The 10,818-nt window shown below is 60.6% G+C and carries 11 protein-coding genes; 6 read left to right on the plus strand and 5 right to left on the minus strand.

Annotated features, from left to right (window positions below; genetic code table 11):
• Together motB and motA are read right to left on the minus strand one after the other, a co-directional pair.
• The coding region (gene motB / locus VIM98_RS12035; protein WP_331993351.1) for a flagellar motor protein MotB at window positions 1-787 on the minus strand (787 nt) is incomplete at its 3' end.
• Window positions 787-1,641, minus strand: a complete 855-nt coding sequence (motA, locus tag VIM98_RS12040; protein WP_331993352.1) for a flagellar motor stator protein MotA — start codon at window positions 1,639-1,641, stop codon at window positions 787-789. The genes motB and motA, both read right to left, overlap by 1 nt.
• Window positions 1,642-1,908: 267 nt before the next feature.
• On the opposite strand from motA, the gene VIM98_RS12045 reads away from it, so the two are divergent.
• Window positions 1,909-2,136, plus strand: coding sequence for a hypothetical protein (locus VIM98_RS12045; protein WP_331993353.1), 228 nt, complete (start codon window positions 1,909-1,911; stop codon window positions 2,134-2,136).
• A 281-nt stretch (window positions 2,137-2,417) separates the two neighbouring features.
• On the opposite strand, the gene VIM98_RS12050 is transcribed toward VIM98_RS12045, so the two are convergent.
• Entirely contained in the window at window positions 2,418-3,746 is a 1,329-nt protein-coding gene (locus VIM98_RS12050) for a hypothetical protein (protein ID WP_331993354.1), read from the minus strand.
• 571 nt (window positions 3,747-4,317) lie between these two features.
• On the opposite strand from VIM98_RS12050, the gene VIM98_RS12055 reads away from it, so the two are divergent.
• Complete coding sequence (locus tag VIM98_RS12055; RefSeq protein ID WP_331993355.1) at window positions 4,318-5,094, plus strand: ferredoxin--NADP reductase; 777 nt, start codon at window positions 4,318-4,320, stop codon at window positions 5,092-5,094.
• A gap of 6 nt (window positions 5,095-5,100) precedes the next feature.
• Here the strand turns inward: VIM98_RS12055 and VIM98_RS12060 are convergent, their stop codons facing one another.
• Window positions 5,101-5,700, minus strand: a complete 600-nt coding sequence (locus tag VIM98_RS12060; RefSeq protein ID WP_331993356.1) for a short chain dehydrogenase — start codon at window positions 5,698-5,700, stop codon at window positions 5,101-5,103.
• 101 nt (window positions 5,701-5,801) lie between these two features.
• On the opposite strand from VIM98_RS12060, the gene VIM98_RS12065 reads away from it, so the two are divergent.
• Complete coding sequence (locus tag VIM98_RS12065) at window positions 5,802-6,695, plus strand: LysR family transcriptional regulator (RefSeq protein ID WP_331993357.1); 894 nt, start codon at window positions 5,802-5,804, stop codon at window positions 6,693-6,695.
• 38 nt (window positions 6,696-6,733) lie between these two features.
• On the opposite strand, the gene VIM98_RS12070 is transcribed toward VIM98_RS12065, so the two are convergent.
• The gene (locus tag VIM98_RS12070; RefSeq protein ID WP_331993360.1) at window positions 6,734-7,333 is read right to left on the minus strand and encodes a serine/threonine protein kinase; all 600 of its coding nucleotides are present in this window, start codon (window positions 7,331-7,333) and stop codon (window positions 6,734-6,736) included.
• A 172-nt stretch (window positions 7,334-7,505) separates the two neighbouring features.
• Between VIM98_RS12070 and VIM98_RS12075 the strand changes: the two genes are divergently transcribed.
• The 3 genes from VIM98_RS12075 to VIM98_RS12085 all read left to right on the plus strand — a co-directional run bounded on the left by VIM98_RS12075 (window position 7,506) and on the right by VIM98_RS12085 (window position 10,629).
• Window positions 7,506-7,988 (plus strand): DUF456 domain-containing protein, encoded by a 483-nt coding sequence (locus VIM98_RS12075; RefSeq protein ID WP_331993361.1) that lies wholly within the window; start codon window positions 7,506-7,508, stop codon window positions 7,986-7,988.
• Between the two features lie 108 nt (window positions 7,989-8,096).
• Complete coding sequence (locus VIM98_RS12080; protein ID WP_331993358.1) at window positions 8,097-9,872, plus strand: DUF885 domain-containing protein; 1,776 nt, start codon at window positions 8,097-8,099, stop codon at window positions 9,870-9,872.
• A gap of 217 nt (window positions 9,873-10,089) precedes the next feature.
• A complete protein-coding gene (locus tag VIM98_RS12085) occupies window positions 10,090-10,629 on the plus strand; it encodes a hypothetical protein (protein ID WP_331993359.1) in 540 nt (179 codons plus the stop codon).
• Window positions 10,630-10,818: the final 189 nt, after the last annotated feature.

The following is a 10,818-nucleotide window of genomic DNA, read 5'->3' on the forward strand; positions in this document are numbered from 1 at the left end:
CCGCCTCGGCCAACCCGACCACGCGGGTCACTTTCTCCACGGGCATGCCGCCATCGAGCAGAGCTCGACGCGCCGCATTGGCGCGGTCGGCCGACAATTCCCAGTTACCGTAATGACCAGCGCCGTCGGTGCCGTTGTAAGGCAAGGAATCGGTATGGCCGGAGATGCTGATGCGGTTGGGCACCTCGTCGATAAAGCGCGCCAGCTCGTGCAGGATATCCACGGTATAAGGTTCCAACGCCGCGCTGCCGCTACTAAACATGGGGCGATTCTGCTTGTCGACGATCTGAATACGCAGACCTTCGGACGTCAGGTCCAACAGCAACTGATCCTTGAACGGCGCCAGTGCCTGGCTACGATCCAGTGCCGCGTTCAAGTCGCGACGCAGGTCTTCCAGGCGTGCCTTGTCGCGCTCGGCGGCAAGTTTGGCGTCCTGCGCCGATGTGTCGGGCCCGCCGATCTTGCGTTGGCCGACGCTTTTGCCTTCGCCTTTAGGCGGATCCATGGCACCGCCGAGCTTGATCATGCTGGCGCTCGGCCCGCCCTGCCCCACCACGCCCGGCGCAGCGCGCATCGACGCACCGACCGATGGCGACGGATTCTTGAAATAGTCGGCGATCGCCGCCTTCTGCTCGCGCGATCCCACACCAAGAATCCACATCACTAAAAAAAAGGCCATCATAGCCGTGACGAAATCGGCGTACGCGACTTTCCACGCCCCACCATGGTGCCCATGGGAGGTTCGTTTTCGTCGCTTGACGATGATGATCGACGAGTCTTCGTTCATCAGCGCGCTGCCTTCAGATGGCCTTCGAGGCTCTGGAAAGTCGGACGCGTCGTCGCGGACAGCGACTTGCGGCCGAACTCGACCGCGACCATCGGGTTGTAGCCGCGCAGGCTGGACATCAGGGCTACCTTGACGCATTCGAACGCGCGACCGTCTTCCCGTGCGCGCGCTTCCATGGCCGCAGCCAGTGGCCCGATAAAGCCGTAGCTCAACAAAATGCCCAGGAAGGTACCGACCAGGGCGCCGGCGATATGTTCGCCGATGCGCGAAGTGTCGCCGCCCAGTTGGGACATGGTGGTCACGATGCCGAGCACCGCAGCAACAATGCCGAAGCCAGGCAGCGCATCGGCCACCTTGGCGATCGCCAGACCGGGAGCCTCGGCTTCGGCGTGATGCGCTTCAAGCTCGACTTCGAGCAGGGATTCGAGCTCATGCGCGTTCATATTGCCGCCAACAATCAGACGCAGGCAGTCGGTGACGAAATCGATCAGGTGATGTTCGCGGATCAGGCGCGGATAGGCCGAGAAAATCCGGCTCGACGCCGGATCCTCGATATGTTCTTCCAGTGCAAGCAAGCCTTCCTTGCGCATCGCGCTGAACAAGTCGTAGAGCAAGGACAGCAGGTCGACATAGTCCTGCTTCCCATACTTCGGGCCTTTGAATAGCCCCGCGATGCCCGCCAGGCTCGCTTTGACCACCGAAGGCGGATTAGCCACAACGAACGCACCGATCGCGCCACCGGCAATGATCAATACTTCGTAAGGCTGCCATAGCGCGAGCAGATTGCCGTGCGACAGCACGAAGCCGCCGATCACGCTGATCAGCACGACGATCGATCCGATAATCACAAACATGTGGAGTCCCCCATCCGTCAGGTGAGGTATCGGCATCGGCGGACTGAAATTGAGGTGTGAACCCGACAAATCGAGCCATCCGTTGGCCTGCCATGGGTTTCACCCGCGACGATTTTCCGGCGGCCTACGCAATGAAAGGTCCGCGACAGACAGACTTAACGGAAGCGGCCAGCTTTCGTACTTTTCTAAATGTGAACATCGTGACGATCCGGCCACGACATTTCCTACTCAGACGGAAACGCAATCTTTTACGCGAAAGGATCCGCCATGTTGATGATCGATATTCCCTTTGCTCCTGAACGTGATCGCAGCTGGACCGTTGCGATTGGCCGCAACCGGCGGCAGCACTTTGCCACGCGCAAAGATGCCGTGGAATTTGCGGCCAGCGAAGCCGAACGGCTCCAGCGTGCCGAGCGCTGTTCGGTGGTCATCAATATCGAAGGAGCGGACGGGATGTGGCGGCCATTCCGGACTTCGCTGGACTCGATCACCTGAAAGTCGGGCTCTTCCGTTAGAAGGGAACCTCGAAAAACTTGCTTTCTGTGGGAGCGACTTTAGTCGCGACAATCGTGCCTCACCGCAAGTCCTTGTCGCGACTGAAGTCGCTCCCACAACGATAGGATCCGCTTTCGCTATATTTGGGCGATTGAGAGGTTTTTAGACGTTCCCAGAAGTGGCGGCCACGTCACGCACGCTCCTACGCCAACCGCCTGACCCTCATTAAAAAAAGCCCCGAATCGCTTCGGGGCTTTCTTGCTTTTTCAAACGCAAAGCCATCAGAACTTGTACGTGAGCATCAGGCGGTTGTACACGAACGGTTGATTGGTCGGATTCAGGTTGGCAATGCCACCGACCGAACGCTCCCAGCGATCGCGGACGGTCAGACCCTTCACCCACTGATCCAGGCTATAGATGATGTCGAAGTACACATCGTGGCTGCTGCCGCGCAGCTCGGTGGTGTACTTGGCGTAGGCCGCCACCAGTTGCAGCTTCTTGTCGAAGAAGTTGTACTGCGCGCGCGCCTTCCAGGCATGGCCCGGACCTTCCTCCACCAAACCGCGAATCATCGAGGTGGTATAGAGCGGATCGGTCGCATAGTTGGTGGTGTAGGGCGAGATCAGCGCGCCGTCGCCTACTGCGCCCTTCTCGTCACTGAGCTTGTTATAGGAAACATCGACACGGCCGTCGTAGATGCTGGTACCCAGATCGGCGCCCCAGACCTGCGCGTCCACGCGATTACCTGCCACGCCAAACAGCTTGGTCTGCGTTTCGACCAGGATGTTGTCGTTTCCGCTGGTCTCATGCAGGTACTGCACCGACAGGAACGGATTGAACGGGGAGTCGGTCTTGAGCGTGTACCCGCCCTCGGCGTAGGTCATCTTCGCGAAGCCGAGGAAGTTGTAGTACCACAGCTGTGCCTTGAGCCCGCCGTTGGCGTACGCGGTACCCACAGCGCTGGTGCCATTGGCCTTGCGTGCGGTGGCCGGCAGCGAGCCGTTGTTGCCGTAGCTCGAATCGCCATCGAAGGTGGACGGGTAGTACAGGTTGTCCTTGAACATGCCCGTGGATGTGCGGCTCTTCCAGCTAAAAGCCCGGATCGCATAGAGATCCCATCCCTTCACCGGCGTTACATCGACAAGGATGGCGTTGTACGACGAGGGAAGCACGCGCGAATCGTTCTTGCCCATCCACGGCGTATCCAGGTACTGGTAACCGCCGCGCACCAACACGTTGTCGTTCTTGAACTGCGCGTAGAGCTGGCTGAAGGCACCGATCGAATTGTTCGGACCGGCCAGCGTGGTATCGATGCGCGACAGCGCATCCGAATGCGTACCGAACGAATTGGCGGTCACGAAGGACGTACCGAAACCAAAACCGCCCCAGAACGAGCCGGTCTGCGCATTGACCAGGGCAGCACCGGAGAATGCATGCTGATCCGGCGTGGTCTTGCTGTCGTAGAGACGATCGAAGTTATAGGCACGCAGTTCGCCGTCGATATGACCGCGCACGAAGATGTCGTCGACGCCACCGTCATCGTAGGCATGGACACTGCCCACTGCACCGAAAGCCAGCAGCAGCGCTGCCGTTATCGCCGATTTACGCATGAATGTTTCCCTTGAATTTTGAAAATGCCCCTGTTGCAGGAGCAAAAAAAGTTGCAGGCGTGCTAACGCGAACAAAACATTTGGTCGCGATACTGGGTGCGATTGATGACAAACAAGTTACAAGCCATGCCGGTCGCTGAAATAATCCGCCGCCCTGGCGCCGCCCCGAACCCAGATTAACGCCACAACCGCGCGGCATAATATGAAGATCGTACATATAGTTATGTCGCGCGCTTCACCGTTTTCAGCTTGGCCCGACTTCTTTTCAGAAGCGCGGAAACAGAAATAAATTCGTAATATATTGCGATTGTCTGGTTGCTTAGTGAGACTCTCCGCTTGTCGCACCGACCGACCAAGGGGCTACTGGCGGGGGCCCGAGATGTTGCGTCGCACAAATTCGCGACGACTGTGGGGCCATCGATGGCATAATGTGTGCGTCCGCTGCACTCCCTGGCAGCGCTCGTCAGGCCGCGGCCCTGCTGCCGCAAACCCACACGAGCCTTGTGCGACCGATTGAACCGGTCGCCTGCTTCGCAGCATTTCCTTTTCGTCTCAGGTAACGGTAACCGGCATGGTGGCATTGGCGACGGAGCACGTGATCGACGTGCACCACTGGAACGACAGTCTCTTCAGCTTCCGCACGACGCGGGATCCCGGCTTTCGCTTCGAAAGCGGCCACTTCGTGATGATCGGCCTGGAAGTGGAAGGGCGCCCGTTGATGCGCGCCTACTCCATCGCCAGTGCGCACTACGAAGAGCATCTGGAGTTCTTCAGCATCAAGGTGCCCAATGGGCCGCTGACCTCGCGCCTGCAACATCTCAAGCCCGGCGATCCGATCATCGTCAGCCGCAAGCCCACCGGCACCCTGGTGCTCAACGACCTCAAGCCCGGCAGGCACCTGTATCTGCTGGGCACGGGGACCGGCCTTGCGCCGTTCATGAGCATAGTGCGCGATCCGGATACCTATGAGCGCTTCGACAAGATCGTGCTGGCGCACGGCGTGCGGCATATCAGCGACCTGGCCTACGCCGATTACCTCGAACGCGAGCTGCCGCAGCACGATTACCTCGGCGAGCTCGTGCGCGAGAAACTGATCTATTACCCCACGGTCACACGCGAGCCGTTTCGCAACCGCGGCCGCATCACCGACGCCATTGCCGACGGCGTGATGAGCCAGGCGACCGGCCTGCCGCCCCTCAACCCCGACACCGACCGGGTCATGCTTTGCGGCAGCCCGGCGATGCTCGAGGACACCTGCGCTCTGCTCGACGGCCGCGGCTTCCAGGCGTCGCCGCGCACGCGGGAGCCGGGCGACTACGTGATCGAGCGGGCCTTCGTCGAGAAGTAGACCTGTTTACCAGATCTTGTAAATCTTGCCCGTCTCGACGCCTTCGACGCTGAGCTCGTAGCGCAAGGCAACGCGCGCGGCGGGCACGGGCTCGGTACCGGGGAAATACGGCCCGTAGACCTCCATCGACTCGGTCAGCACACCGGGGCTGACCACATTGATGCGCAAGCCGCGTGGCAGTTCGCAGGCGGCGGCCTGTGCAAAGCCTTCGATCGCGCGATTGGTCGCCATCAGGGACACGCCGTGCTTGATCGGGTGCTCGCTGATCACGCCGCTGGTCAAGGTGAACGAGCCGCCATCGCGCAGGTAGCGCTGCCCGGCCAATACCATGTTGACCTGTCCCATCAACTTGTCGTTGAGGCCGACACGGAACTGCTCGGCCGTCATCTCGCCCAGCGGGCCGACATGCGCGCCGCCGGCGGTCATGATCACCGCGTCCAACGGACCGGCCTTCTCGAACATCGCCTGCACGCTGGCCGGATCGGTCGCATCGACCGTCAATTCGCCGGAGCGGCGCCCCGCGCGCAGGACTTCATGCCGGCCGGCCAGAGCTGCAGTGACGGCACGGCCAATGGTGCCGGTGGCACCAACGATCAGGATACGCATGGCTCGAAGCTCCTAAGCAGGGGAAAAAATACAGTCTGGCCAACTTTCTTCGGTTGATAAACATCGCTAGGCTTGATTCATTGCAAACCTATAGGTTTTGAATGATGGACAAGCTCGCCAATATGGCCATGTTCGTACGCGTGGTCGATACCGGCAGTTTCGCCGCGGCGGCCGCCGAGGCCGGCGTCTCGGCCACTATGGCTGGCAAGCATGTACGCAATATCGAACTACGCCTGGGGGCTCGACTTTTACACCGAACGACGCGTCGCCAACAGCTGACCGATGTCGGCCGGCTCTACTACGAACGTTGCAAGCAGGTGCTGGCCGATATCGAGCTGGCCGAGTCGAGCGCGTCGGAACTACAAGCCACGCCCCGCGGTGTGCTGCGCATGACCGCGCCGCTGACTTTCGGTAGCCGCAAGCTGGTTCCGGCCTTGACCGAATACCTCGAGCGGCATCCGGAAGTCAGTATCGAGCTGTCACTCGATAACCGCGCCTACGATCTGGTCAATGAAGGCTTCGAGCTGGGGCTGCGCATCGGCGAGATTGGCGACGATCGCCTGGTAGCGCGACCGCTGCAGCCGTTTCGCATGTCGATGGCCGCCACGCCGCGTTATCTCGCGCAGCGTGGCACACCGCAGACGCCGGAGGACTTGAGTGCGCACAACTGCATCAGCCTCAGTACCTGGTCGCCGCGCGATCGATGGCGATTGATCGGGCCGACAGGCGAGATCGAAGTGCCCGTAAAAGGATCGTTCACGGCGAATAACGGCGAAGCGCTGCGCGTCGCGGCATTGGCCGATGCCGGGATCGTATTGCAACCGGAAGTTCTGCTTGGCGAGGATCTGCAAGCTGGCCGATTGATACACGTGCTGCCTGGCTGGGGGTCGCGGCCGATGCCGATGCATTTGCTGTATGCGCAGGATCGGCGACCGACAGCGAAGTTGCGCAGCGTGATCGAGTTCTTGATGGAGCGGTTTCCGGCCGAAGAGTGAGGCTGGAAGAGGCAGGCCTTAAACGATGCCGTGTACCATCAATCCCGCACCCGCCCCTTCCCTTCGTTATCCCAATACCCAAATACGCGCCGCGCGATCAACTTGTACAGACGCTTGCCGGTTGCGCGCCACAGCCGTGAATGCACCGCGGGTGTATCGAGCATGGCGCGTTGCCGCCGCGTCAATGCATCTTCACAATATGTCCGTTTGTGCTTGAGCAGATGCCGCACATCCTCGCGAGCCAGCAATCGAAATAACCGCCCCCTGCGCCCACGCGTCCAAGCCAGTTGGAAATCCACCAACCCCGGACTGCCGTCTTCGCGCACCAGCCAATTGGGTTCCTTGGCCAAATCGTTGTGCACGATACCTCGTCGATGCAGCACAGCCAGCAGGCGCAATGCGCGGCGATAGTAGTCGCGGTTACGAGGCTGCGCCTGCTGCATCGGGCGGCCGCCAATAAAGCCGCGCAGGAGCTCCTTGCCGTCCCAGGCGAGCAAGGCCGGTACGCCGTCGATGCCCGCCAGCTTGCGCAAGGCGCGCGCTTCGCGCGCGGCTGCACGCCGCGCGAACCACCGCGCCCACCAGCGGGCCGCGGCGATGTCGCGTCGGATCATGCGCTGACCGTCGCGCTCGACCATTTCGATACGGCCGAGCTCGTCAGCCTTGAGTAAGGTGGATTTGGGCACGCCGGTAAATACTTGTGTAGCATCGCGCCCGGCTACACTGCGTGCCGGGTCCGCCTCGTATTGTGGCCGATTCGTACCGGACTGTGCCAAGCAACCCAAGCAAAGGACTTTTTGCGTGAGCATTATGGATATAGCGCTCTATGTGCTATCGGCGGTGCTGATACTTATCGGCCTGGCAGGCACGATTCTGCCCGCCCTGCCGGGCATTCCGGTGATTTTCGGCGGCATCTGGCTGGCCGCCGCTGTCGATCATTACCAGCACGTCGGGGCTTGGTGGTTGAGCATCATCGCCGTGCTAGGCGCGATCGGCTTCATTGTCGATATCGTCGCCACCGCGCTCGGCGCCAAGCGCGTAGGCGCCAGTAAACGAGCGATCTGGGGGGCGGCTGTCGGCACCGTGGTCGGCATGTTCTTCGGCATTCCCGGCTTGCTGTTCGGCCCGTTCGTCGGCGCGGTGGGCGGCGAGTTGTTGTCGGGCACCAGCGTACTGCGCTCTGCCCACGTGGGCATCGGCACCTGGATCGGGTTGCTCTTCGGCACGCTGGTCAAGCTGGTCGTTTCGCTGGCGATGATCGGCCTGTTCGGCTTCGCATGGCTTATTGCTTAATGCCTATAGCCCCTAGCGCTTTGCATTAACCGCGCCTAGCTAAATCGGCACAGGCGCCGGCCGCATGGCCCGCTTAGTCTCGCTTCACTCTATTTGGGGAGTCATGGAATGTACAAACGATTGACGGCCGCTCTGGCGGCTACACTGTTGGGTGCTGGCGCCTTGCATGCACAAGGCACGCAAGGATGGGTGGAGCGCAGCAACGCCGACTCGCAGGTGCTGCTCGAAGCCATCGCCCGCTTCAGTCCGGAATTCGCTTCGCAAGTGGGCCTGCCTGCCTATGACGCGAAGGTCGCCGACCTCGGACCGAATATCGACGCGCGCTCGCGCCAGGCGCTAGTCGAAGCCAAGGGCAAGCTCGAAGGCATGCTCGCCACCGAACGCGATACCAATGTGCGCCAGGATCTGCAGATCCTGATCAAGGCAGCGGGCGATCAGATCGAAGGCATCGATCTGAATCGCAAATATCTCTTACCGTACCAGGATGTCGGCAACCTGATCTTCAGCGGCGAATTCGTGCTGCTCAAGGACGACGTTCCCGCCGAACGCCGTGCCAAAGCCGTTGCGCGCCTGCAGTGCTATGTAGGCAAAGCGCCGGGCTGCACGCCGATCGCCGAACAGGCCAAGGCACTGGTCAACGCCAGCCTGAAGGACAAATCGCTGCTGGGCCCATACAAGGGCGACGTCGAGCAGAAGCTCGCCAATAGCGCTCGCTACACCCAGGGCATTCGTCAACTGTTCCAGAAGTACAAGCTCGACAACACACCCGAAGCCAAGGCCGCACTGGCCGCGCTCGACGAGCAGATCAAGGGCTACGACGCCTGGGTGCGCAGCACTGTCGTGCCGCGTGCACGCGCCGATTTCCGGCTGCCCGAGCCGCTGTATGCGTATAACCTCAAGCAGGTCGGCATCGACATTCCCCCGGAACAACTGATCAAGATCGCCCAACTGGAATTCGTCGAGCTGCAGAGCTGGATGCGCACGCTGGCGCCGGAAGTGGCCAAGGCCGAAGGCATCCAGAGCACCGACTATCGCGATGTGCTCAAGGCGCTGAAAAAGCAACAGCTGGGCAAGAACGATGTCGAGCCGTGGTACCACGAGGTGATCGGCAAGATCGAGGACATTATCCGCCGCGAGAATATTGTCACCCTGCCCCAGCGCAAGATGCAGATGCGCGTAGCCTCGGAAGCCGAGGCGGCCGCCGTACCCGCACCGCACATGGATCCGCCGCCCTTCATCAACAACCACGGCGAACAAGGCACATTCGTGTTGACCATGGGCAACCCGTCGAGCAGCGGCGATAGCAGCCAGGCCTATGACGATTTCACCTTCAAGGCCGCTGCGTGGACCTTGACGGCGCACGAAGGCCGCCCTGGACACGAACTGCAATTTGCCGCCATGGTCGAGCGCGGCGTGTCGCTGGCTCGCAGCTTGTTCGCGTTCAATAGCGTGAACGTGGAAGGCTGGGCGCTCTATGCCGAATCGGAGATGCTGCCGTACGAGCCACCCGCCGGCCAGTTCGCCGCCGTGCAGGCTCGCATGATGCGCGCGGCGCGTGCCTATCTCGATCCGATGCTCAACCTGGGCCTGATTACGCGCGAGCGCGCACACGATGTGCTTACTCATGACGTCGGTCTGTCCGAGGCCATGGCGCGCCAGGAGCTGGACCGCTACACCTTCAACAGTCCCGGCCAGGCTACCGCGTACTTCTACGGCTACATGCGCCTGCAGCAGCTTCGGCTGGATACCCAGCTGGTGCTCGGGCCCAAGTTCGATCGCAAAGCGTTCAACGACTTTGTCATCAACCAGGGCCTGTTGCCGCCCGACCAGTTGGCCGAAGCCGTGCGCACGCAGTTCGTTCCTGCCGCGCAAGGCAAGAAGTAAGTCGCTTAATCAAAGAAATCGGGATGTATCTAAAAAGAACGGGATTTTTTCCCGTTCTTTTTTTTATGCCCCCTATAAATTCGTGATCTGATTAACAGTTTCCTTGTCAGGTTCGGCGCCAATTGTCCGAATAAGGAGTGGATTCCCTGCCGGAATTCCACGTGCGATGGCGACACGCTGGATTTTTCATACGGCACCCTAAATCAAGGAGTTTTTTATGCATAAAGGCATTCTCGCCCTTGCTATGCTGCTAGCGATCCCACCGGCATCGGCGACCGATACCGATAGCCCGAACATCACGCAGACGGCAGCTTGCATGTCGGTAGGCGATAGCGCCGGACGCGAGCCCTGTGACGCCGCCAAGATCGCCTTGCATGTCGATGTTCCTACTCAATACTGGGTCTGTTCGCTACAGAGCGTATATTTCAGCCAGTGCCTAGCGCAGTTGGCCGATCGGGTAGTCCGTGTCGATCCCAAGCTACCGCCTGCGCGCGTGCTCTATCGCATCGCACTGAGCGATCCGGCAGGTGGCAATACGCGACAAGTCGATGTGCTGGCCGGCGATGAAGGCGAGATCAGCGATACGCTGGGCGACATGCGTTTCCACCTGTCCAGTCGTCGGGCGGCGGATGGCTCGATCGTGCTCGATTACCAGTTGGACGGACTCGCGCAGGCAAAGGGCTCGTACAGTTTCCATGCCGGTGACACGCAATCGGTATCGCTGGGCGCCGAAACGGTTACGATCTCTCGCCTTTAGGGGGATTCCCGGATAGTTTGCGCATGAGGGATTTTGCGCCTGCGGCGTCCCCTCACCCCAGCCCCTGAGGTATCCCCACGTTTTTCACGTAGAGATGCCGGTGTACACCCAAGTCAGAGGACCGCTGGAGATGGCTCGGATGAATTGCCGTAGTTGGTTTTTGGGAGGCCACCAGAGGTGGCGTTTGAG

The organism is Dyella sp. (assembly GCF_036568765.1).
In the GTDB taxonomy this organism is placed as follows: domain Bacteria; phylum Pseudomonadota; class Gammaproteobacteria; order Xanthomonadales; family Rhodanobacteraceae; genus GSA-30.

What these genes read in the sequence shown, in the direction of transcription:
- motA (WP_331993352.1), bottom strand. Translation starts at nt 1,641, where the DNA reads ATGTTTGTGATTATCGGATCGATCGTCGTGCTGATCAGCGTGATCGGC.
- VIM98_RS12045 (WP_331993353.1), top strand. Translation starts at nt 1,909, where the DNA reads ATGTTGATGATCGATATTCCCTTTGCTCCTGAACGTGATCGCAGCTGG.
- VIM98_RS12065 (WP_331993357.1), top strand. Translation starts at nt 5,802, where the DNA reads ATGATGGACAAGCTCGCCAATATGGCCATGTTCGTACGCGTGGTCGAT.
- VIM98_RS12055 (WP_331993355.1), top strand. Translation starts at nt 4,318, where the DNA reads ATGGTGGCATTGGCGACGGAGCACGTGATCGACGTGCACCACTGGAAC.
- VIM98_RS12060 (WP_331993356.1), bottom strand. Translation starts at nt 5,700, where the DNA reads ATGCGTATCCTGATCGTTGGTGCCACCGGCACCATTGGCCGTGCCGTC.
- VIM98_RS12085 (WP_331993359.1), top strand. Translation starts at nt 10,090, where the DNA reads ATGCATAAAGGCATTCTCGCCCTTGCTATGCTGCTAGCGATCCCACCG.
- VIM98_RS12075 (WP_331993361.1), top strand. Translation starts at nt 7,506, where the DNA reads ATGGATATAGCGCTCTATGTGCTATCGGCGGTGCTGATACTTATCGGC.
- VIM98_RS12050 (WP_331993354.1), bottom strand. Translation starts at nt 3,746, where the DNA reads ATGCGTAAATCGGCGATAACGGCAGCGCTGCTGCTGGCTTTCGGTGCA.
- VIM98_RS12070 (WP_331993360.1), bottom strand. Translation starts at nt 7,333, where the DNA reads ATGGTCGAGCGCGACGGTCAGCGCATGATCCGACGCGACATCGCCGCG.
- VIM98_RS12080 (WP_331993358.1), top strand. Translation starts at nt 8,097, where the DNA reads ATGTACAAACGATTGACGGCCGCTCTGGCGGCTACACTGTTGGGTGCT.